At 71.1% G+C, this 22493-nt stretch carries 19 protein-coding genes; 8 read left to right on the top strand and 11 right to left on the bottom strand.

The window, feature by feature from the left end; genetic code table 11:
* Positions 1–93 precede the first annotated feature (93 nt).
* Positions 94–1596, bottom strand: coding sequence for an expansin EXLX1 family cellulose-binding protein (locus ABD437_RS33770; protein ID WP_344653026.1), 1503 nt, complete (start codon positions 1594–1596; stop codon positions 94–96).
* Between the two features lie 543 nt (positions 1597–2139).
* Between ABD437_RS33770 and ABD437_RS33765 the strand changes: the two genes are divergently transcribed.
* Together ABD437_RS33765 and ABD437_RS33760 are read left to right on the top strand one after the other, a co-directional pair.
* Complete coding sequence (locus ABD437_RS33765) at positions 2140–4623, top strand: sensor histidine kinase (protein WP_344653025.1); 2484 nt, start codon at positions 2140–2142, stop codon at positions 4621–4623.
* Complete coding sequence (locus ABD437_RS33760) at positions 4620–5435, top strand: LuxR C-terminal-related transcriptional regulator (protein WP_344653024.1); 816 nt, start codon at positions 4620–4622, stop codon at positions 5433–5435. Before ABD437_RS33765 ends, ABD437_RS33760 begins: the two co-directional genes overlap by 4 nt.
* A 3-nt stretch (positions 5436–5438) precedes the next feature.
* Here ABD437_RS33760 and ABD437_RS33755 read toward each other — a convergent pair whose 3' ends face one another.
* The 4 genes from ABD437_RS33755 to ABD437_RS33740 all read right to left on the bottom strand — a co-directional run bounded on the left by ABD437_RS33755 (position 5439) and on the right by ABD437_RS33740 (position 9313).
* The gene (locus tag ABD437_RS33755; protein WP_344653023.1) at positions 5439–6479 is read right to left on the bottom strand and encodes an ABC transporter ATP-binding protein; all 1041 of its coding nucleotides are present in this window, start codon (positions 6477–6479) and stop codon (positions 5439–5441) included.
* On the bottom strand, positions 6476–7273 hold the full coding sequence (locus ABD437_RS33750) for an ABC transporter permease (RefSeq protein WP_344653022.1): 798 nt from the start codon (positions 7271–7273) through the stop codon (positions 6476–6478). The genes ABD437_RS33755 and ABD437_RS33750 overlap by 4 nt, the downstream gene beginning before the upstream one ends.
* On the bottom strand, positions 7270–8118 hold the full coding sequence (locus ABD437_RS33745) for an ABC transporter permease (RefSeq protein WP_344653021.1): 849 nt from the start codon (positions 8116–8118) through the stop codon (positions 7270–7272). The genes ABD437_RS33750 and ABD437_RS33745 overlap by 4 nt, the downstream gene beginning before the upstream one ends.
* Before the next feature lie 64 nt (positions 8119–8182).
* Positions 8183–9313 carry an ABC transporter substrate-binding protein gene (locus tag ABD437_RS33740; protein WP_344653020.1) on the bottom strand — a complete coding sequence of 377 codons (1131 nt, stop codon included), beginning with the start codon at positions 9311–9313 and terminating at the stop codon, positions 8183–8185.
* 311 nt (positions 9314–9624) lie between these two features.
* Here ABD437_RS33740 and ABD437_RS33735 point away from each other — a divergent pair, with 311 nt between their 5' ends.
* Positions 9625–11628, top strand: coding sequence for a protein kinase domain-containing protein (locus ABD437_RS33735; RefSeq protein WP_344653019.1), 2004 nt, complete (start codon positions 9625–9627; stop codon positions 11626–11628).
* Here the strand turns inward: ABD437_RS33735 and ABD437_RS33730 are convergent.
* Positions 11625–12758 (bottom strand): family 8 glycosyl hydrolase, encoded by a 1134-nt coding sequence (locus ABD437_RS33730; protein ID WP_344653018.1) that lies wholly within the window; start codon positions 12756–12758, stop codon positions 11625–11627. The genes ABD437_RS33735 and ABD437_RS33730 overlap by 4 nt on opposite strands.
* A gap of 357 nt (positions 12759–13115) precedes the next feature.
* Positions 13116–14636: an AI-2E family transporter gene (locus ABD437_RS33725; RefSeq protein WP_344653017.1), complete on the bottom strand. Its 1521-nt coding sequence runs from the start codon at positions 14634–14636 to the stop codon at positions 13116–13118.
* A 204-nt stretch (positions 14637–14840) separates the two neighbouring features.
* Here ABD437_RS33725 and ABD437_RS33720 point away from each other — a divergent pair, with 204 nt between their 5' ends.
* Together ABD437_RS33720 and ABD437_RS33715 are read left to right on the top strand one after the other, a co-directional pair.
* Positions 14841–15542, top strand: coding sequence for a hypothetical protein (locus ABD437_RS33720; protein WP_344653016.1), 702 nt, complete (start codon positions 14841–14843; stop codon positions 15540–15542).
* Between the two features lie 15 nt (positions 15543–15557).
* Positions 15558–15716: a hypothetical protein gene (locus ABD437_RS33715; protein ID WP_344653015.1), complete on the top strand. Its 159-nt coding sequence runs from the start codon at positions 15558–15560 to the stop codon at positions 15714–15716.
* A gap of 43 nt (positions 15717–15759) precedes the next feature.
* Here the strand turns inward: ABD437_RS33715 and ABD437_RS33710 are convergent, their stop codons facing one another.
* Positions 15760–16470 carry a winged helix-turn-helix domain-containing protein gene (locus tag ABD437_RS33710; RefSeq protein ID WP_344653014.1) on the bottom strand — a complete coding sequence of 237 codons (711 nt, stop codon included), beginning with the start codon at positions 16468–16470 and terminating at the stop codon, positions 15760–15762.
* A 258-nt stretch (positions 16471–16728) separates the two neighbouring features.
* On the opposite strand from ABD437_RS33710, the gene ABD437_RS33705 reads away from it, so the two are divergent.
* From ABD437_RS33705 to ABD437_RS33695, 3 genes are all read left to right on the top strand, one after another.
* Complete coding sequence (locus ABD437_RS33705) at positions 16729–17214, top strand: acyl-CoA thioesterase (protein WP_344653013.1); 486 nt, start codon at positions 16729–16731, stop codon at positions 17212–17214.
* Positions 17214–18503 (top strand): hydroxyacid-oxoacid transhydrogenase, encoded by a 1290-nt coding sequence (locus ABD437_RS33700; RefSeq protein WP_344653012.1) that lies wholly within the window; start codon positions 17214–17216, stop codon positions 18501–18503. The genes ABD437_RS33705 and ABD437_RS33700 overlap by 1 nt, the downstream gene beginning before the upstream one ends.
* A gap of 82 nt (positions 18504–18585) precedes the next feature.
* The gene (locus ABD437_RS33695) at positions 18586–18771 is read left to right on the top strand and encodes a hypothetical protein (RefSeq protein WP_344653011.1); all 186 of its coding nucleotides are present in this window, start codon (positions 18586–18588) and stop codon (positions 18769–18771) included.
* A 50-nt stretch (positions 18772–18821) separates the two neighbouring features.
* Here ABD437_RS33695 and ABD437_RS33690 read toward each other — a convergent pair whose 3' ends face one another.
* Genes ABD437_RS33690 through ABD437_RS33680 form a run of 3 tightly spaced genes read right to left on the bottom strand, consistent with a single transcriptional unit; the run spans position 18822 to position 22414 of the window.
* Entirely contained in the window at positions 18822–20117 is a 1296-nt protein-coding gene (locus ABD437_RS33690; RefSeq protein WP_344653010.1) for an NAD(P)/FAD-dependent oxidoreductase, read from the bottom strand.
* A 42-nt stretch (positions 20118–20159) separates the two neighbouring features.
* A complete protein-coding gene (locus ABD437_RS33685) occupies positions 20160–21662 on the bottom strand; it encodes a fused MFS/spermidine synthase (protein ID WP_344653009.1) in 1503 nt (500 codons plus the stop codon).
* Positions 21663–21673: 11 nt separating this feature from the next.
* The gene (locus ABD437_RS33680) at positions 21674–22414 is read right to left on the bottom strand and encodes a DUF4230 domain-containing protein (protein WP_344653008.1); all 741 of its coding nucleotides are present in this window, start codon (positions 22412–22414) and stop codon (positions 21674–21676) included.
* Positions 22415–22493 lie beyond the last annotated feature (79 nt).

Below are 22493 nucleotides of genomic sequence, written 5' to 3'. Positions count from 1 at the left end.
GACGACTGAGTTTCGGACCGATCGGACCCCGTCGGGCCAACGGTGGGCGTCGACGCCCCCGCCGTGGCACCAACCGCCGTCGCCCCCCTGGGCCTAGCCACATGAGTTCCGCCCCGTTGATCCGGCCGTCGATCCGGTCGCACGTGGTTCGGCGACCGACGACGACGGCGCTGGGTTCGCTGCGATGTCCTCGGACGCGTAGGCGTCCGGGCTCACTGCTGTTTCGGTGTCGTTCTGTTCGGTGCTGCTGGACGAGTCCTCGGCGGACGAGGTGTCGCGTGGAGCTGCCGCCGGTGGAGCGTCGGCCGCCGGCTCGGACGACGCCGGCTTCGACGTCGGAGCGGCCGGTTTCGTCGTCGGAGCGCTCACGGCGTTGCCACCGCCGAGCGCGACCGTCGACTGTTGCACGCTACCCGGGCTGAGCGTGACGTTCGGGATCGTCGCCGTGCGGCCCGCGTTGTCGGTGACCTTCACCGAGAACGGGCCGTCGCCGAGGCCGCTCTCCGCGACCCAGTGGTTGTCGGTGGTCCGGTCGAGCTCCGTGCCGTCGACCTCGACGTTCGTCAGCGGGTTCCCGTGGTTGTCGATCAGGATCGACAGGAAGAACTGCGACGAACCCTCTTTCACCCGGACGCTGAGCTTGCCGACCGCGGGGTTGGCGACCGCCGAATACGTGATCGGAACCACACCGGCCTCGGGGTCGGCGATCTGCTCGAACGCCTCCCGGCTCAGGTCGATGTGGCCTTCCGCGCACTCCGGGCACTGGTCGACGACCTTCACCCGGACGCTGCCCGAGGGCCCGGTCACGTCGAGGTAGCCGCCGCACGCACCCGCGTTGGAGTACTCGGCCGGGCCGAGCGCGACGTACAGGTCGTCGGCCGGGAGCGAGGGGTACGAGCAGTTGCCGACGCCGCCGTCGAAGAACGTGGCCTCGCCGCTGCGCTCCACCCCGGCGGGCGGCACCGCGGCGCAGGCGGCTCCGGCGAACTGGGTCACGCCGGTGACGAACGCGACCGAGCAGAGCACGACACCGCCGGTCACGCTCGGAGCGAACCAGCGTCGCCGCAGGGCCCGGCGTAAGCCCGCAAGCGGACCCTCTGCCTTGGGCGCGGGCCGCGGCGGGGCGGTCACACCGGCGCGGAAATCCGTCGTCTCGAACGACGAGACGACCGGCGCGAACCCGTCACCCCGCGCCGTCCGCCACCCGTCCGACCGCGGCTCGTCCGCCGCCGCATCCAGGCCGCGCACCTCGTCCGCAGCCGGCCGGAATCCCCGCGCCTCGGTAGCCGCAGCCGGCCGGAATCCCCGCGCCTCGGTAGCCGCAGCCGGCCGATCGACGGTCGGGCGGTCCATGGCCTGATCGGCCTGCCGGTCCACCGCCGAGCGGGCCGCCACCGCGCCCGCGACCCCGGCCACCGCGCTGGAACCGACCCCACGTCGACGGGATCCCCGGTGCTTGCCCCGCCCGGAATCCGCGTCGTCGACGACCCGGAACTCGCCGGTGTTGCCGCCGTTCGACCGGGGCGTACCGAAAAAGTCGGTGTCGGCCGGGTCCCAGGCGTCGATCGGCTCGTCTTCCCAGCGTGGGCCGGTCACGCCCGCACGCCTTCGTCGGTCGACGCCGTGCTGACCAAGCTTCTGCCTCCACCGCTCCGCGTCGATCCCACACCGGCCGACGCACATCTAAACGGATGTCATCGTGCCGCGCGCACGCGGAGTACGGCAGATCCGGACCGTCGGTTTAGGCGCGCCTTGGGGATGTCTTAAGCCGCGGCACCTCGGCCCGGAGGCGAATCACCTGCACACAGCGGGTGCCCCCCGCTGCAGTCGATTTGGGGGCATACTCGCCCCACGTCATTGCGGAATCCGGTTCCGGGGAATCCACAGTGTCCGACCCGCACCCCAGTGGAACCGACCGAACCCGCCCCGGAAGTGACCGATACCGCGTCCGCCCAAACCTCCCGCGCGAATCCGCGTAGCCCCGTGCTGAGCGGGGACTAGCTGATACATGGGAGGTTTTCGCCGTTCACGGTCGCGTGTTATGCCTGGATACCCGGCGAATTCGGCGACCGACGACAGCGAAGGGCCCTCGCGATGCCGCTGACATTGGTCTCCGCTTTACGCGGTAGACCGGAGCACGTGCCGCCCGACTTCCCGGACGCGCGCGCGTCCGATTCCGCCGAGCCCACGGCGACGGACGCCACCCCACTGCTGTCCGGGCGCGTCGGCCTCGGCCCGATCGCCGCACGCTCGGGCGCCGTCCTGCGCGCCGCCTGGTGCGTCGTCCTGCCGGCGGTCGCCTACGGCGGCGGCCCGGTCGCGGCTCCTTCGGTCTGGCAGCACGTGCTTCTCGTCGGAGCGCTCGCCTGGGGTGCGAGTGTGGCCGCGATCTGCTGGACGGGCCGGCTCCCGGCCTGGCTGGTGCTCGGCGACGCCGTGGTGTCGGCGGGGCTGTTGATCGCGACGGTCCGGCTCGTCCCGACCGAGTTCGCCGGTGCCGCCGGGAGCTGGGTGATCGGGTGGGCCGGTGTCTCGGTGCTGCTGGCGTCCTGGCGGCTGCGTGCCTCGCTGGTCTGGGTGGTGGCGGTGGCCGAGATCGGCGCCTACCTGCTCGGTTCCCAGCTGGCCGGCGCCGAGATCGAGAGCACCGAACCGTTCGGGCTGGCCCGGCCGATCGCCGACACCGCGCAGGCGGCCGGCGTGCTGCTGGCGCTGGCCGCGATCGGCCTGGTGCTGGTCCGCCTGGTCCGGCTGGGCGCGTTGAACGCGGGCGGCACGATCCGGATGCGCAACGCCGCCCGCCGCACCGACCAGGTCGAGCGCGCCCGGCTCCACGACCGCAGCGTCCGCCGCCTCCTGCTGCACGACACCGTGTTGACGACGCTCACCGCGGTCGCCCGGGGTGGGCTGGAAGGCCGGGCCGACGTCGTCCGCGCCCGCTGCACCGACGACATGGAGTCGCTCGCCCACGCTCCACGCGCGGACGAACCCGTCCGCACCGGCCGCCAGGTCATCGACGTCGTCCACCGGCAGGCCGCGCACCGGGGGCTGCGGGTGTACGTCGCCGAGGGCGCCCCCACCGACCCGCTGCCGGCCGAAGTGACCACCGCCTTCGCCGCCGCGAGCCGGGAGGCCCTGTCGAACGTCGAGAAGCACGCGGGCACGACCGAGGTCGGCATCGCGGCCCGCGGCGGCGAGAACTGGCTGGAGCTGACGATCCACGACCGCGGCCGCGGCTTCGACCCGGCCACCGCCCGCAGCGGTGGCCTCGGGCTCAAGAAGTCGCTCACCGGGCGGATGTCGGCGGTCGGCGGAGCCGCGAGCGTGCAGTCGGCGATCGGCCGCGGCACGGTCGTGACCCTGCGCTGGTCGGCCGAGGAGGCCGCCCACGTCGGCATCGTGCCGACGCCGGCGATCGAGGAGCCCTCCGAGGCGGCGCCCGCCGGGGCGAATCAGGTCGACGAGGAACGCATCCTCGCCGATCGTTACACCCGTTACGGGCTGCTGGCGCTCGCCTGGATCGGCCATTTCTGGCAGGCCTTGAGCCTCGGCCTGCTGATCACCAACTGGGCCGACTACCGCTCGGGCTGGGTGGCGCTCGGCGGCTGGTTCGTCCTGTTCGTCGTCACGCTCGTGCAGGTCTACCTGGTCACGTTGCAGGGCAAGCGCGGCCACCCGTCGGACTGGATCGACCGGCACGCCGGCTGGATGACCGTCCTGTCGGTGACCGCGGCGCTGGCGGTGCTGCTCGACTGCACGTCGGCGGGCCTGCTCACCCCGGCGAACTGGCCGATCGGCGTCCTCGGCTGGATCCTCTCGGTGTTCGCACTGCGCCGCCCGCTGTGGTTCGACCTCGCCTGGCTGACGATCGCGCTCACCGCGCTGACCGCGGTGGCGATCGAGTGGAACGGGTCGAGCACCGCCGTGGCGATCGCGCTCGGCGTCGTGTTCGGGGCCGGCATCCCGCAGGTCGGTGCGCTGGTGATCGTCTTCGAACTGCGTCGGCACGCGACCGTCGCGGCGGCGGCCCTCGCCGAACAGCACCGGTTGGACGCCGCACGCGCGGCCCGCGACGCGGTGACCGCCGATCGGATCCAGCGCGACGCCGCACTCAGCCGGGATCTGTTCCCGCTGTTGCGCGCGCTCTCCAACGGGGCGGCGAACCCCGACTCGCCGGTCGTCCGGCGTCGCTGCGAACTCGCCGCCGCCGAGGTGCGCGCGCTCGTCGACCACGACGACCTCACCACCCCGATCGCGACGCTCGACGCCGTCGCCGCGGTCACCCGCAGCGCCCGTCAGCGCGACATCGTGCCGATCGTGCACCTCGGCGAAGGCCTCGACGTGGTCTCACCGGGCTGGCAGCGCACGTTCGCGCAACTCACCGATCGAATGCTCGCCGAAGCACTGCCCGGCGAGGCGACCCTCACGGTGCGCGGGACGCCGGAGGAGATCGCGATCACGTTCTGCTTCCCGACCCGTACGCCCGCGCCGCAGCTGCAGTCCGTGGCGGTCGGCGTCGGTAATCAGTTGGTGCCCGACCGTCAGATTCGGGTGGACATCGAACCGGACATGACCAACACCGCATGGCTGGAGGTGACATGGGACACGAGGAGCGTGGCGTGATCCGCGTCGCAGTGGTCGACGACGACGAGATCCTGCTGCACGGCATCGAGGCCTGGCTCTGCCAGGGCAACCCGAACTCCGGAGGCGCCCCGGACGGTCTCGAGGTGCAGGTCGTGGCCACGGCGAAGTCGGTGCTCGACCTGTTGTCCGGTGCGTCCAGACCCGGCCCGGGGCTGCCGTCGGCGCCCCCGCCGAACTATTCGTTCCACCGCAACAACGGGGTGGACCGACCGCTGAACGTCGGCCGGGCGAGTGTTCCGTCGATGCGCCCCAGCCCGTACACCGAGGAGCCGACGCCGCGGGCCGCCGCACCGGTGGCGCTGATGGACCTGCGTCTGCGTGACGGCAGGCGCGTCGCCGAGAACGTCCAGGCGCTGATCAAGGCGGGCTACGCCGTGGTCACGTGCAGCACGATCGACGACGCCGGGTTCGTGCACGAGGCCGGGCGGGCGGGCGCGCTGAGCTACGTCCGCAAGTCGCGCGAGGCCGGTGACATGCGTCAGGCGCTGGCCGCGGCGGCACGCGGCGAGCGGTACGTCTCGCAGAGCCACGCCGCGTTGATCCAGCGCGCACGGTCCTACGGGGTGCCGGAACTGTCCGGTCAGGAGCGGGAGGCGCTGCGGCTGTACGCGTCGGGCCTGACGATGTCGAGCGTCGCCCGGCGGCTCAACGTCAAGCAGGGCACCGCGAAGAGTTACCTGGACCGGGTGCGCGACAAGTACGAGCAGGCCGGTCGAGCGGCCCGGACGAAGCTGGAGCTCCGTGACCGGGCCGTCGAGGACGGGGTGCTCAGCACCCCCCGACCGGAGTGACGCTCAGCTGACGGCCACCGGCGTGCGGGCGAACGTGACCCGCACGGCGGTGCCCGGCGCCAGCTGCGAGACCTGGGAACTGGGCACCTGGGCGGTGATCAGCTCACCGCCGGGCATCGTGACCGTCACGCGGCTGCTGGAGCCCAGGAACGCGGACGAGGCCACCGTGGCCTCGCTGGTGGAGTCGACCGCCACCTCCACCGCCTCCGGGCGGACGTACGCGGTGACCTCGGCGCCCGGCGTCGTGGCGTCGGACTGCGCCAGTGGCAGTTGCTGGCCGAGGACCTCGACGGTGCCGCCGGCCGCCACCACACCGGGCAGGCGGTTGCTCAACCCGACGAACTCGGCGACGAACGCGGTCGCCGGCCGGGAGTACACCTCCTCCGGCGGGCCGATCTGCTCCAGGTTGCCCGCGCGCATCACGCCGACCCGGTCGGCGACCGCGAGTGCCTCCTCCTGGTCGTGGGTCACGAACAGCGTCGTCGTGCCCACCTCCAGCTGGATGCGCCGGATCTCGTCGCGGAGCTGCACGCGCACCTTGGCGTCCAGCGCGGAGAGCGGTTCGTCGAGCAGGAGCACGGCCGGCCGGATCGCCAGCGCACGGGCCAGCGCGACCCGCTGCTGCTGACCACCGGACATCTCGTGCGGGTACCGCCCGGACTGCGCGGTCAGGCCGACGAGCTCCAGCGCCTCGTTCGCCCGCTTCGTGCGCTCGGCCCCGCTGATCTTGCGCAGCCGCAACCCGAACGCGACGTTCTCCACCGCGGTGAGGTGCGGGAACAGACTGTAGGCCTGGAAGACCATGCCCATGTTGCGCTTGTTGGCCGAGACCCGGGTGAGGTCCTTGCCGCCGACGGTCACCGTGCCGGCGTCGGCGTCCTCCAGACCGGCCAGCACACGCAGCGCGGTCGTCTTGCCGCAGCCGGACGGGCCGAGCAGCGCGACCAGTTCGCCGGGGGCGAGCGTGAGGTCGAGGCCGTCCAGCGCGTGCACCGTGCCGAACGTCCGCCGCAGCCCGGCCAGCGCGACCTCGACGCCAGTCATGAAACCTCCTTGGAACGCCGCCGACCACCGACGAACGAGAGCGCGAACAGCAGGACGAACGCGAGCACGAGTGAGACCAGCGAGACCGCGACCGAGATCGTGGCGCTGCTCTTGCCCAGCAGGTTGATGGCGACCTGCAGGTTCTCGCGGTTGAGCAGGGAGGCGATCGTGAACTCACCGAGCACGAGCGCGACGCTCAGGAACGCTGCCGACAGGACCGCCGACCGGATGTTCGGCAGCACGACCCGCCAGAGCACGGTGCCCCAGCCCGCGCCGAGGCTACGGGCGGCCTCGGACAGCGTCTTCACGTCGATCGCCGCGAGGCCCGCGTCCAACGCCCGGTACGCGAACGGCAGCACCAGGATCACGTACGCGAACGTCAGCCAGAGCGACGAGCCGCTGATCAGGTACGTCACCCAGGCGTACACCGGCGCCAGGCCCACCACCAGCACGATCGCCGGGATCGTCAGCGGGAGCAGACAGAGGAACTCCATCGGCCGACGCAGCCAGGGCAGCCGCAGCCGCACCCAGACCATCGTCGGCACCAACAGCACCAGCATCAGCACCGCGGTGAGCGCGGCCTGCTCGAGCGAGTAGATGATGCCGGTCGAGAGGTCGGGGTAGTCCTCCTGGATCTGGCCCCAGTCGACGAGCGTCTTCCAGACCTCCGCGGTGCGGCCGTCCGCGCCGCGGGTCGTGAACTCGAGCATCGCGTACAGCGGAAGCAGGAAGAACACCCCGAGGACGACGAGCACGACCCAGCGGAACAGGCTCTGCTTGCGTCGGCGGTTCATCCCAACCACCTCGACGTGCGCCTCTGCAGCAGCGCGTAGAGCCACATGACGATCGCGACGACCACGACCATGCCGAGCGCCAGCGCCTTGCCGACGTTCTCCTGCCCCAGCAGCACCTCGCTGGTGAGCGCGCCGCGGATCTGCAGCGGCACGATCGGGCTGCCCTGACTCACCAGCGCGGCCGCGGTCGCGTAGGCCGAGAACGCGTTGGCGAACAACAGCAGCGTCGAACCGAGGAACGCCGGTGCCAGCAGCGGGCCACCGACCAGGCGCCAGTACTGCCAGGTCGAGCCACCCAGGCTCTCGGCCGCCTCCCGCCACTGCGGGCGGATGCCGTCCAGGGCGGGCAGGAACACGATCACCATCAGCGGGATCTGGAAGTACGTGTAGACGAGCGTCAGGCCCGGCAGCTCGAACAGCCAGACGCCACCGGAGAAGATGTTCACGTCGAAGTGGTCGGCCAGGTAGACCGTGACGAAGCCGGTGAGGCCGATCGTCGCGTAGAACGCGAACGCCAGCGTGACGCCGCCGAACTGCGCGAGCACGGCGCAGGCCGACGTGACGATCCGGCGCAGCAGCCCGTCCGGTTTCGCCGTCGCCACCGCGTACGCGAGCAACGCACCGAGGACCGCCCCGATCAGCGCGGACGCGGCCGACAGCGAGATGCTGAAGACGAACGCGTCGACGACCTGCCGGCTGCCGAGCGCCTTGATGTTCTCCAGCGTCGCGCCGCCGCCGTCCTCGGGGTTGGCGCCGAACGCCCCGATCACGACGACCAGCGTCGGGATGATCAGGAAGATGACGACGTAGGCGCCGAACGGAATGACGGCCAGCAGGTCCAGCAACTTCGGGCGTCTGCGGGCACCGGTCCCGCCCTCCGATGTGGAGAGCGGGACCGGTGCGACCAACTCAGGCAACGGCCTTCGCCCAGTTCGCGGCGAGGTACTCCTTGGCCTTCGTGTTCTGCGCCTCGGTCGGGAAGACCGGGGTGCCGGTCACGGCGGGCAGCTTCGCGAACGCGTCCTTGTCGATCGTTCCGGCCTTCTCCATCGACTCGGCGCGGACCGGGCGGGCCCCACCGGCGAGCCAGAGGTTCTGGCCCTCGTCGGAGTAGAGGAACTCCTGCCAGAGCCGCGCGGCGGCCGGGTGCGGGGCGTCCTTGTTGATCGCCTGCACGTAGTAGCCACCCACGACCGCGTTCGCCGGGACGACGGTCTTCCACTCGACCTTGCCCTTGAGCTTCTCGCCCTGGCTGACGTTCAGGTAGTCCCAGTCGATGACGACCGGCGTCTGGCCGGACTCGATCGTCGCCGGGGTCGGGTCGACCGGCAGGAAGTTACCGACGTCCTTGAGCTTCTTGAAGAACTGGACGCCGGGCGCGATGTCGTCGGCGGAGCCGCCGTTGCCGACCGAGGCCATCACGACACCGCTGAACGCCGCGCCGGCCTGCGTCGGGTCACCGTTCAGCGCGACCTTGCCCTTGTAGGCGGGCGTGAGCAGGTCGGCCAGGCTGGTCGGCGCCGGCACCTTGCTCGAGTCGAACCCGATGCTCATGTAGCCGCCGTAGTCGTTGACCCAGGTGCCCTTGGGGTCCTTGAGGTCGGCGGGCACGTCGGCGAACTTCTCGGTCTGGTACGGCGCGAACAGGTCGGTGTTCGCGACCGCGACGGCGCTGCCGAGGTCGAACACGTCCGGCGCGCGGTCCTGGCCCTTGAGGGACTTCGCCGCGGTGATCTCGTCCGCGCTGGAGGCGTCCGGCTGGGCGGAGTTGACCTTGATGTCGTACTTGCCCTCGAAGGCCTTGATGATGTTGCCGTAGTTGGCCCAGTCCGGCGGGAGCGCGATGACGTTGAGCTCGCCCTCCTTCTTCGCGGCCTCGACCAGGTCGTCGAGGCTGCCGAGGTCCTTGGCGCTGGTGGCCGTCGCCGCCTTCGCGGTGTCACCACCGTCACTCGAGTTGTCCTCGGCCGGCGGCGAGCAGGCGGAGACCGCCAACGCGAGCGCAGCCGCGGTAGTGAGCGCGGCGAGTTGGATACGCACAGGTCCTCCTTCGCGGTGGCCCGCGCAGTGCGGGACCAGGAAATTCGTACCGCTGAGGACGCACGTACTCCAGGAGTGTTTCCGTTTTGGAACCTGCACTTGCCAGACATTCAGCGACCGGAAACTCGGCGTTGGCCCAAACCCGGCAAACTAGGACCCGAAGTGTGTGCTCGATCACGCCGCACCTTGACCCGACAACGCATCCTGACCAGGGCGGTTGTCCTGACCGCAGACCGAGGCATCCCCCGTTCAACGGACACAGTGGAGAATCGGTATCGTTTCGGTGACTGACTCGGGGGTACCTCAGAGCGATGGCCGACACGCAGCAGACGGTCTTGGCGGGCCGCTACCGCCTCGTCGACCAGCTTGGTCGCGGCGGTATGGGCACGGTGTGGCGCGCCCACGACGAGCTGCTGGATCGTGATGTCGCGGTCAAGGAAGTGCTGCTCCCCCCGGGTGTCGACGACGAGACGCGCGACGACCTCATGGAGCGCACGAAGCGCGAGGCCCGCGCCGCGGCCCGACTGAGCCACCCCAACGTCGTGACGGTCTTCGACGTCGTCGAGGTGGAGGGCCGGCCGTGGATCGTCATGGAACTGGTCAAAGCGCGCGGCTTGAACCAGATCGTCCGTGACGAGGGTCCGCTGGTGCCCGAGCGGGTGGCCGAGATCGGCGTCCAGCTGCTCAACGCGCTCGGCGTCGCGCACGCGTCCGGCATCTTCCACCGTGACGTGAAGCCCAGCAACGTGCTGGTCTCCGACAACGGCCGGGTCGTGCTCGCCGACTTCGGCATCGCCAGCGTCCAGGGCGACCCGGCGATGACCCGGTCGGGCCTGATCCTCGGCTCGCCGTCCTACATCGCCCCGGAACGCGCGCGCGGCCTGCCCGCCGGGCCGGCCAGCGACCTGTGGGCCGTCGGCGCCACGCTCTACACCGCGGTCGAGGGGCGTCCCCCGTACGACCGCGACGGCATCGTGCCGATCCTCACCGCGGCCGCGATGGAGGATCCCGACCCGTTCGTGAAGGCCGGTCCGATCGCGCCGGTGCTCACCGCGCTGCTGCAGCGCGAACCGTCGAAGCGTCCGTCGGTGGAGGAGGCGCGGCTGGCGCTGCGCCAGATCTCGCTGGCCGCACTGCCGCCGGCGCCCGAGCGTCCGCGGCGGCGCAACCTGAACGCCACCGCCGTGATGCCGAAGACCGACTCCGTGTCGGAGAAGCCGGCCAAGGGCGTCGGCGCGGCCAAGCCGGTGAGCCCGGCCAGGCCGGTCAGTCCGGCCGCACCGGCGGTCGGCGCGGTCGCGCCCGTGAGCCCGGCGGCGAAACCGGTCAGCCCCGCGGTCGGTGGCCCCGATGCGGCCGGCCCGGCCGCGGAGCCCACTGCGCCCACCAGCGGCGCACCGGCCGAGGCCGCGGCGGCTCCGGCGACGCCCGCCCAGCGGACCCCTCCGGAGGAAGCAGCGGTCAGTCCGGCCCCGGTCTCCCCCGCCGCGCCCGACGCCGTCGCGGCCGAGTCGGTGTCGCCGGCTCCGGTCGGGTTCGCGTCCGAGCCCGGCACCAAGACACCGCGCCGGGCCGCGTTCCCGCCGGAGAGCGACACACCGCCGGCCACCGCCTACGGCTCGTCCGGGCGTGGGCGCCTGATCGGCGTCATCGCGGGGCTGCTGATCGTCGTGTCCGTCGTCGCGGGCCTCGTGTACGCGCTGAACGATCGCAACGACGACGACGCGGCCACACCGGCACCCTCGGCGTCGTCCGCGGGCGCTCCGTCCCCCTCGTCGGGTGCGTCGAGCGCGGCGCCGAGCACCAGCTCGTCCGCGTCGGCACCGGCGAGCCCGAGCCCGAGCGCGTCGACCGGCACCGGCACCGGCAGTTCCCCGATACCGGCCGGCTGGCGCAAGGTCACCGGGCCGGGCGGCTTCACGATCGGTGTCCCGAACGGCTGGAGCGCCTCCAACAGCGGTGATGGCTACCGCATCGACGGCAACAACGGCTTCTTCCTCCTCATCCAGCAGAGCAACCAGCCGAAGCCGAACGCCAAGCAGGACTGGGAGAACCAGGAGTCGGCGCGCCGCGCTCGCTTGAGCAATTACCAGCGCATCAGCATCGAGGAGATCCAGTACCGGAACTACTCGACCGCGGCGGACTGGCAGTTCCTCTTCAACCGGGGCGGTCAGCGCATCCACGTGCTGAACCGGGGATTCGTCACGTCACCGACGCAGGCGTACGGGATGTACTTCGAGGCACCGGCCGACGAATGGGACGAGGGCTACCGCTACTTCCAGACGTTCGCCAACACGTTCCAGCCGGCTGCTTAGAGCCCCGGCGTCCACCAGTTGCCGGTGAGCACCAGCATTACCTGCAGGCCGATGGTGGCCGGGTAGTACGCGTCCGGGCGCACCGGCGTCGACGTCAGGTACCGCCACTCGGCGTCGATCCAGTGCTGACCGTTGCGGTCGAGCATCGCGGGCACGGCGAACGGCACCACGAACGCCGGTTCGGTGTAGTCGGCGAGAACCCGGCCGTCGAGTGAGTAGCCGGCCTTGATCCGGGTCGGGTCGTCGCGGGTCGTCGTCCGCGCGAACGTGTTGAGGTGTGCGGCCGCGGCCACCGACCGCGGATCGCCGGAGAGCACGGCGTCGGTGCCGATCCGCCACGGCACCCGGCACGCGTTCCACCAGAAGCTGCCGTCGTTCTCACTCTCGAGCACCTCGCCGTGGGCCGGCCGCGGCGTGCGGTCGATCCGCTCGACGAAGTCGGGCAGCAGCCCGGTGCCGGGCGAGTACTCGACCTGCAACCGGGTGATCAGCCCCAGGTGGGCGTCGAGCACGACGTCCCAGAACGGATCCCCGGTGACCGCGCGGAACGCCCGGAAATGCCCGAGCATCCAGTCCGACGAACGGGAGATCCGGCTGACGTCGTCGTCGCCGTCGCGGGCCCAGTCGCCGGCCCGCACCAGGTGCGACTTCGGGTCGACGATGCTGCGCTTGATCGCCTCGATCCGGCGCCGGGCCAGGTCGAGGTAGGTGGTGCCGCCCCACTGCTCGTGCGCGAGCAGCAGGCCGTAGGCGATGTCGAGGTCGGCGTCGGCGGCCGAATCACCGCCGTTGACGCTCTCGCAGCGCTCGTTCTGCTCGGCGGCGTGCAGGTCCGGATCGATCGACGACGGGTGCGCCATCACGTAACGCAGGATCGCGTCGAACTGCTGGTGGGCGTTCGGGTCGGCGCCGGCCATCAGCGCGGTGACGACCAGGCCCCAGCCCTGCGCCTCACCGACGTACGGCAGGTCGGCGTCGGGCGAGGCGACCGCGGCCCAATCCTGCCCGCAGGGACGCTGGCGCACGAACGCGGACTGCCACTGGCGGTAGTACGCGACGACCGCGTCGTTCAGGTCGCTCTGGTGCCCGGACGGGCGAATGACGGCACCGCGGTAGTGCGCCCTCCGCAAACTGCCGAACGGTACTCCGACGGATCCCTGGCTCCCCTGCGGATACAGCGCTTCCCCCTGGGCCGATCCCGACGCACGCGGCCGTGAAGACCGCTCACTCGAGACAGTACCGCCCCCGTGCCCGTGCCCTTCCGGCTCGTGCTCGAGCAGCGAGCCGACCACCGGAACGCTTCCGATCAGCAGGGCGGCGACCCCGCTGGCCAGTGCCGCGGTGCGGCGGCGTCGGCGCTGGAGACGTCGTCGGCGCGCTCGCGGGCCTTCGTCGTCGGTGCGCCGGTAAACGTACGGGGCAGTAGCCGGCATCGGGGACCCTCCCGAAGGCCTAGGAATGCCACATCTTGTGGCATTTTAGGCTACTTATGGCATATCTCGCGGCCCCGCGTTGTCGTCGGGCACGACCACGGGCTGATCGGGCGCCACCGCGGGCTCACCGATCGACGGTTCGGGCGGCGCCGGCGACGCGAGCGAGCCGTCCTCGTGGTGCGGGGCGTCGTCGCCGTGCCGCGGTGGCACCGGGGGCGCCGGTTCGATCGGGATCCTCGCCATCGCTTTCGGGTCGTGGATCGGGTGCTCCTCGACCTCGTAGCGCCGGATGTACGACCCGACGAACGTCTGGCTGATCGCGGTGAACGGGATCGCCAGGATCGCGCCGATCGGCCCGAGCACCGCGGCACCGGCCAGCACCGCGCCGAACGCCACCGCCGGATGCAGGTCGAGCGTGCGCGCGGTGATCTTCGGCTGCAGCAGGTAGTTCTCCACCTGCTGGTAAATGACGACGAAGACCAGCAGGATCAGCGCGTCGAACGGATCGGCGACCAGCGCGACGAGCAGCGGGAGCGCCGCCGCCAGATAGGTACCGACGGTCGGGATCAGCTGGGAGACCAACCCCACCCAGAGCGCCAGCGCGACCGAGTACTGGACGCCGAGGATCGACAGCACGATGTAGTGCGCCAGTGACGACACCAGCGCCAGCACGATGCGTGAGTAGAGGTACCCGCCGGTCTTGTCGACCGCGATCTCCCAGGCACGCATCACGTCACGCTGGCGGGCCGGTGGCAGCACCGAGCACAGCGAACGGCGCACCCGGGGCGCGTCCGCGCAGAGGTAGTAGCCGAACAGGATCACGGTCAACGCCTGGAAAATGACGCCGAACACGCTGGTGCTGAGGTCGACCGCGTTGCTGGCGACGCCCTCCAGCCACCGACGCACCGGGCCGTCGTCGGCCACGACCTGGTTCTGGATCTGTTGGATCGAGATCTTCGTGTCGAACTTGTCGTTGACCCACGCGACGGCCAGGTCCAGGTACTGCGGGAAGCGTGCGGAGAGCGTCGTCACCTGCGACACCAGCAGCGAGCCGACCGCCACCATGAACCCGATCAGCGACGCGAGGACGATCAGCATCGTCACGCCGGTGGCGGCGCCCCGGCGCCAGCCGCGACGGGCCAGCCAGTTCACCGCCGGTTCCAGCGCGAACGCGAGGAACTGCGCCAGCAGCAGCAGGCCGATCAGGTTACGCAGGCGGCCCAGCAGCCACCAGGTGAGGAAGAAGCCGGAGACGGTGAGCGCGGCCAGCACGAACGCGCGGGGCAGCCAGCGCGGCATCTGATCGTTGCGGCGGCGGTCCGCGGCGGTGCGGCGATGCCGTTCCGCCTCCTCCAGCCCGAACGCGGTGTCACCGAGGTCGTCCACGGACGCGGCCCGGCGCGGGTGGTGGCGCTCGTGTTCGGTCTCGGGATCGGGCGCGGACGGCGGTGCCGGCGACCCGGCCGCCGGATCGGCGGTATCACGGTGCCGACCGCCCGCCCGCCCGACGGCGACCCGTTGCCAGGCCGCCCGGGCGTAGGCGGGAACGGCGAGCCGACGCTCGCGCTTGGCCATTCCCGGTCCTCTCTCCGCCCCGTGGTCCCAGCAGACTAAGCCCTGGTTGCTAGGGGGCGCCCCGCGCGCCGCCGACGGTCGGTTGCGACCGCGACCTAGTCTGTGTTTCAGCGATGGGTCTGACACTCCCCTGTGAAGGACCCCCTAAGATGAGCCCAACCCTCCCATTCGGATGTCACCCCCGCTCAGGAAGGAGGAGCCTCGATGGTTCTCTTCGTCACCATGGTTGTTCTGGCCGTCGCTGTCGCCACTACCGTGACCGCCGGCCAGAAACGCACACTGACCGCCCTCGCCGTCACCGGCGGCGCGCTCTGGACCGCGGCCGCGGCCGGTCTCGCGCTGATGAGCGGCGTTCCGCCGTTGCTCCTCGCTCTGGTCGGGGCCTCGCTGGCCTACGCCGTGCACCACCTCACCCGGCACGCGCTGGCTACCCGCGACGACGGCGCCCCGAACGCGCTGGTGCTGTTTTCCCGTCGCCGCGCCTCCCGTACCCCGGCCCCGATCGAGAACACGCCCACCGACATCACGCTGACGTTGAACACGATCCGCGTGCTGGACGCCGAGCGGTCGCGCCGGGAGCCGCTGCACTGGTCGGTGGTGGCCGCGATCGGCACTTCCGCGACCGCGCTCGAGGGCTACTGGGCCTACCAGCACCTGATCGCCGGCGGCGGAGTGTTCTCCGACCTGACCGCGCTGGCCGGGTTCGCGGTGCTCGCCACGCTCACCGTCGCGACCACGGGTGTCGCGGGCCTGGCGGTGCACATGCGGACGACGCCACGCACCGACTCGGCCCCGCAGCCGATGCCCGCGCCGAGCGACATGGAGACGATCGCGTTCAGCCCCATCCAGGTGGGTACCACCGGGCGGTTCGGTCGTCGTCGCCCGCGTGCCACCGCCAGTCGCTGAACCCAGGAGCAACCCATGACCGAAGCGGACCTGAGCGACGTCGCCGAGCAGAACCGGCCCGTCGCCGACGAGGACACCGATCCGACGCCGGTGATCGAGGATCCCGAGGCGCCGGACGCGGACGCGATCGAGCAGTCCCAGTCGGTACCGATCGACGAGGACGACTACCGCTGAACACCGCGAGGCCCGGGCTCGGAGCCCGGGCCTCGCGGTTTCGTCAGGACCGCTCGTGGACGACGGCCACGCGCTCGGCCGCGTCCAGCCGGTAGCCGACGCCGCGCACGGTGGAGATGTGCGGCCCGGTGCGCTCGAGCTTCGCACGCAGGCGACGGATGTGGACGTCGACCGTGCGCTCGCCGCAGATCACCTGGTGACCCCAGACCAACCGGAGCAGCTGGGGCCGGTCGAAGACCCGCCCGGCGTGCTCGCACAGGAACACCAGCAGGTCGAACTCGCGCCGGGTGAGCTGGAGCTGGACCCCGTCGAGCAGCGCCACCCGCCGCGCCGGGAAGATCTGCAGCGGCGCCGCCGCGACCGCCGGGGTTTTCTCGACGACCGGCGCGACCTTCACGGCCGGCTCCACCGGCAGCGGGGTGGGCGCGACGAACGCCGGTAGCGGCACCGCACCGGCCGGAGCCCAGCCCGGACGACCGACCTGGGTGAGCGTGGGGCGACCGGCCCGGTTACCGGCACCGAGTTCCAGCCCGACCGACGCGGAGATCGCGACGCGGCCGGCGTCGGCGTTCGCCGAGTCGACCAGATCGCGGATCTGGCCGGCGAGTTTTGTCGCGGTCTCGAGCGCTTCCGGCCCGGCGACCGCGACTTCGACCGAGATCGTCGCCCCCGACGTCGAGGCGGCCGGTGCGGGAGGGCGCGAGCGCGGTCGCTGCGGGGTCATCCGGGGCCGAGCGACGGGGTGAACGGTCATGGCTGCTCCTATTTGGACACGAAGAACACGGGAACACGTGCGAACGGTGCGGGAGCAGCGGTCAACGACGCCGAGGACCGACTGGGGCCGCGCGGGTCAGGCCTGACACCAGGCGCTGGACGCGCGACCGAGGTCGATGTGAAGACGACCGGTGAGGTTCCAGGCGTCGCGCATGACCACAGTCTTTCAGATCCTGGTCAGAAAAACAATTCCTATCGGCTTGGTAGACATAGCCAACGACCGCCGGTCCGGGGCACGATGACCCCCATGCCGAATCTTCCGAGCCGGTCCACGTTTCCGGTGCTCCGGGACGTGCCGACCCGATGGCACGACAACGATCACTACGGTCACGTGAACAACGTCGTGTACTACGCCTACTTCGACACCGCGGTGAACGGCTGGCTGATGGACGCCACCGACGCCGACATCCGGGAGCTACCGGCGCTCGGCCTGGTCGTCGAGACGTCCTGCCGCTTCTTCCGGTCGATCAGCTTCCCCGACCGCCTCGACGTCGGCATCGGGGTGGCCAAACTCGGCACCTCCAGCGTCGTCTACCGGTTGGCGATCTTCCGCGAGGGTGACGAGGAGGCCGTCGCGCTCGGACGATTCGTGCACGTCTATGTCGATCGAGCGACACGACGGACATCGGCGATTCCACCGGTTCTCCGGGATGTGCTGGCGCCGGTGGCCGAGAAGAGCGCACCGTTGTTCCAAGCAGCCGGTCTGCTCGAAGGGAGTCGTTGATGACTGACCTCATGACGGAATCCGTGTTCACCTGGGGCGCCCCACCGTTGAAGTTCGGCCCGGGCGCGGTCGACGAGATCGGGTACGACGTCGCGCGTCTCGGCGTCCGCCGCGTTCTGGTACTGACCGACCCGCGGATCGCCGCGACCGGCCTCCCGGCCCGGGTCGCGGAGTCGCTGAAGGCGAGCGGGGTCGACCACGCGCTCTACGACCAGGTGCACTGCGAACCCACCGACGACAGTCTGCGTGCCGCCGCGACCGCCGCGAACGAGCTCGCCGGCGAGGACGGGTTCGACGGTTACGTCGCGGTCGGCGGCGGTTCGGTGATCGACACCGCGAAGGCCGTCAACCTGCTCAGCACGTCCGGCGGCGACGTTCTGGACTACGTCAACAAGCCGGTGGGCGCCGGACAGGCCCCGAGCAAGCCCACCAAACCGCTGGTCGCGGTGCCCACCACGGCGGGAACCGGCTCGGAGAGCACGCCGGTCTGCGTCCTGGACATCCTCGGCCTGAAAGTGAAGAGCGGCATCAGTCACCCGTCGCTGCGCCCGGTGCTCGCGGTCGTCGACCCGCTCGTCACGCTCTCCCTCCCGGCCGCGGTGACCGCGGCGGCCGGAATGGACATCGTCTGCCACGCGCTGGAGTCCTACACCGCGCGGCCCTACACCAGCTTCCTGCGGCACACCGCGGAGACGCGGGTCGCGTACAACGGGTCGAACCCGGTCTCGGACGTGTGGGCGGAGAAGGCACTCGCGCTCATCGCACGCAGCTTCCGGCGCGCGGTGCTGGTCGGAACCGACCTCGACGCGCGGTCGGACATGATGGCGGCGGCCACGTTCGCCGGGATGGGCTTCGGCAACGCCGGCGTCCACATCCCACACGCGTGCGCGTACCCGATCGCCGGCATGGTGCGCGACTACCGCCCCGCGGGTTACGACGCCGAGGAGGCGATGGTCCCGCACGGACAGTCGGTGTCGTTGACCGCGCCGGCGGCGTTCCGCTTCACGTTCCCCACCGACCCCGAGCGTCACGTCCGGGCGGCGTCGCTGCTGTCGGGCGACGCCGAGCCGGAGGGACCGCCGGCCGAACGACTTCCCGGGGCCCTGGTGGCGCTGATGCGTGACATCGGCATCCCGTCCGGGGTGGCGGCCGTCGGGTTCGCCGAGAACGACGTCGACGCGCTGGTGGAGGGCACGCTCAAGCAGCAGCGGCTGCTGAACGTGTCCCCGCGGACACCGACCGCCGACGACCTCGCGGGCATTTTCCGCTCATCAATGGAGAATTGGTAGCCCCGTTAGCGGGGCAAGTTTCGGTCGTGATCGGAGCGGGAACTGGGGCGGCATAGTACTCCTAACCCCCAAGGAGCCCTGCATGTTTGCCATCCTGGCCGCGATCACGTTCGGGCTTTTGCTGTTCCTGGACCTGATCGACCAGCTTCCCATCGGCGATCTGCTCAACTGGAACACGCTCGTCGCGCTGGGCCTGTTGTTCATCGCTCTGCACATGTGCGGCTTCGGCACCGCTTACCCGGGCCGGTGGCGCGGTCGGCGTCGCTGAACGACGTAGTACTGATGCCCGGCAGCTCGCGCTGCCGGGCATCAGTGCGTTCAGTGCTCCGCGCCGGTCGACGTGTCGAGCGGTACCGCCCAGCCGCGTACGGTGCCGATCTGGCTGACCTGACGGCGGAACGCCGCGTCCAGGATCCAGTCGGCCACCACACGCGGGTGGTTGCCCGGCATCGCGAGCAGGTGGTACCCACGGGTGACGACTTTGGCCGGGAAGCCGGACAACGGGATGCCGAGCGGGTTCGCCGCCGCCTTCGCTCCACTGAGGTCGACGACGAACCCCAGGTCGTGGTGCTTGTACTGGGCCCCGGTGCCGAAGCCGAGCGAGGCCGCGACGTTCTTGCCGGCCTGCACGCCTTGACGTTGCGCGTGCTGCGCGGTCATCGGCGTGATCTCGCCCGGCCGGGTGAGGTCGGGAACCGCGGCGCTGTCACCGGCCGCGTAGACGTCCGGGTGATCGGGGACGTTGAGCCAGGCGTCGACGGTGAGGCGGCCGGCCTGGGTCGGCAGGCCGGTGCTCTCGATCAGCGGGTCGGGCCGGACGCCGACGCACCAGGCCAGCGTGCGGGTGGGCACGAACTCGCCGTCGGTCAGCTTCACCCCGTCCGCGGTGGCCTCGGCGACCGACGTCCCCATCCGCACCTCGACGCCGCGCTTGCGCAGCGTCTCGTCGGCGGCGGTGCCGAGCCGCGGGTCGAGGCCGGGCAGCACGTTCGGCGCGAGGTCGAGCAGCAGCCAGCGGATCTTCTGCCGGTGCAGGTTGGGCAGGTGCTTCGCCGCCTGCTCGCTGAACAGCTGGCACGCCGCCGCCACCTCGGTGCCGGTGTAGCCCGCCCCCACCACCACGAACGTGCAGCGCGCCTCCCGCTCCGCCGGGTCGCTCGTGGTGCTGGCCAGCTCGAGCTGCCGGACGATGTGGTCACGCAGGTACAGCGCCTCGGCGATGCTCCGGAACCCGTGGGCGTGGTCGGCGACGCCCGGCACCGGCAGCAGCTTGTTGACGCTGCCGGGGGCGAAGATCAGGCGGTCGTACCGGATCGACCCGCGGTCGCCCTCCGGGTTCTCGAAGTAGACCCGCCGCTCGTCGGTGTCGACGCCGTCCACGTCGCCGAGGACGAGCCGGGCACCACCGAGCGACCGGATCAGCGGAACCGTGATCCGGCGCGGTTCGAGGATCCCCGCCGACACCTCCGGCAGCAACGGCAGGTACAGGAAGTAGTCGGTGGGGTTGACGACCACGACCTCGGCCTGGCCTTTGGTCTGCCGCACCGCGGTCCTGGCGGCGTGCAACCCGGCGAAACCGGCCCCGACAACAACTATGCGCTTACGGTCAGCCACTGACGCTCCTTCGCTCGTTCGGGGCTTACCCCACTGAGACGCTCATGAACGGTAGGGCGTGACGAGCTGGTCCACCGGCGCGAAATCGTCGGTCAGCACTTCTGCGTCCCGGATGAACCCGCTCAGGTCGCCGCCGGTGACGAGGTTCATCGCCGGCGCCTTCGTCGCCAGCGCGGATTTCAGCGCGGCCAGCGGCAACGGCGAGTTCGATGCCAGCACGACGAGATTACCGCCGGCACCGCTGAACGCGGCCGTCTCGGCGATCAACGCCACGTGCGTGAACACCGCGGAGATCGTCGCGACCTCGGCCTTCACGAACGCGAGCGACCCGTGGTCGATCAGGTTGACCGCGTACATGCCGGTCGGGGTGAGCGCCCGGTCGACCTGGGCGACGACCTGTCGGGTCGTGAGGTGCCACGGCACCGCGACACCGCCGAACGCGTCGCCGACGACGAGGTCGTAGCGGTCGCTCGGCTGCTCGTCCAGGCCGACGCGGGCGTCCTGGACGCGGGTCCGGATGCCGTCGCCCTCCCGCAGGCCGAGCTGCTCCCGGTCGATGCGCAGCACTCCCGCGTCGATCTCGTAGACGAGGCTGTCGCTGCCCGGCCGGACCGCCTTCAGGTACCGGGGCAGGGTCAGGCCACCACCGCCCAGGTGCAGTGCCCGCACCGGAGCGCCCGGCGGCCGGAACACGTCGGTGGCCGCGCCGATCACCTTCAGGTACTCGAACTGCAGGTACGTCGGGTCCTTCAAGTCGACGTACGAGTGGCGCAGCGTGTCGAGGCGCAGCACCCGCCCGTCGCCGTCGGGCCGGTCGGGGTCCGCGCTGACGCTCGCGCAGTGGTACACCGTCTCCAGCTCGCACGGGTTGGGCGCGGCCGCGGTGGCGCCGGCGCCGACCAGGGCCAGTGCGAGCGGGCCGGCCAGGCGCTTACCGGACACCCCCCGGCTGCGCCAGACGACCCCGAGCCCGGCCGCGACCAGGACGATCGCCAGGCCGGTCAGGATCGTGGTCGTCGGCACCATCGCCACCGCGATGAACCCGGTGCCGAACGTCGCCACGATCGACCCGACCGTGCCGAGCCCGGACAGCCGGCCGACGACCGCACCGGTCTCGCTCAGGTCGGCCAGCCGCGCCTTCACCACGATCGGCGGCACCGCCGAGAGCAGCGCGGCCGGCGCGAACACCGCCGCGGCGGCGACCAGCAGCACCCCCGAGGCGTCGGCGCCCTGGACGAGCTCACCGATGAACCGGACGAGCGGCGTCACGGCGAAGACCAGCGCGCCGCCGCCGAGCAGCAGTGGCCCGAGCAGAACGGAGGGCGGCAGCCGATCGGCCACCGCCCCGCCCGCCCAGGCGCCGACCGCGATCGCGGCGAGCGCGACCCCGATCACCGCCGTGTTCGTCTCCAGCGTGACCCCGACGTACGGCGCGATCAGCCGCAGGCTCAGGATCTCCAGGACCAGTACGGCGCCGGAGGCGAGCACCACCAGGATGCCCGCCAGTACCGGCCCCGGCTGCCATCTTCCGTCGGGAGGCGTCATCGCCCCATTGTTCAGGTACCGGAGAACGCCACCGTGACGGAGGTGAAGCCGAGCGACTTGAAGAGGCCCTCGAGCATCGCCTGCGTGTTCGTCTGCGCCCGCTTCGAGAGGTCGGTCTCCTTGGCGGCGTCGCCGATCTTCTTCTCCGCCGCCTTGTAGACGTCCCCGAGCTTGTTCGGATCGTCGTCGAAGAGCGACTTGAACCGGTCGATGACGCCGCGCTCCTGGGCGAAGACGTAGCTCTTGTCCTGGTCGAGGTTGACCTTCTCCAGCGCCGGCGGCGGCAGGCGCAGCGACACCGAGCGCCGGTCCTCGGAGATCGTCAGCGCGTCGCTGGTGATCCCGGCGAAGTCGACGTAGGCGTCGACCGTGCCGACGCCGACGAACAGCGTCCGCTGGCCGAGGATCGACGAGGGGACGTACTTGGTGTCCTTCTCCAGGTCGACGACGACCTGGAACGTGCCGGTCGCGGCCTGGAACCGCGCCAGGTCCTGGATCGACTTGAGCACCACCGGACCACTCCGGTCGACGGTGCTCTCGGCCAGCGGACGGTCGTCGCTGTTCCACCAGGAGCAGGCGCGGAACGTACCGACGCCCACCAGCACGATCACGGCCAGCAGGATCAGGCCGAAGATGCGGGAGCGGCGATCGCCCCGGCGCTCGACGTCGAGCGGTGCGTCTTTCGGCGTGTTCTGCGGCAACTCAGGCAATGGCTCGGTACGCGCGGTACCGGACTCGTGCTCATTCGGCATGGGTCGCTCACCTCACCCGGTCGTCGGCCGGCGATGTCACCGGCCGGTGACAGTGTGGAGCTACCCGTCAATGGGCCCG

It is taken from the genome of Cryptosporangium japonicum (genome assembly GCF_039524755.1).
GTDB classification, from domain to species: domain Bacteria; phylum Actinomycetota; class Actinomycetes; order Mycobacteriales; family Cryptosporangiaceae; genus Cryptosporangium; species Cryptosporangium japonicum.
Note: the sequence above shows the minus strand (reverse complement) of the source record. Positions and strands in the feature narration are given on the sequence as shown.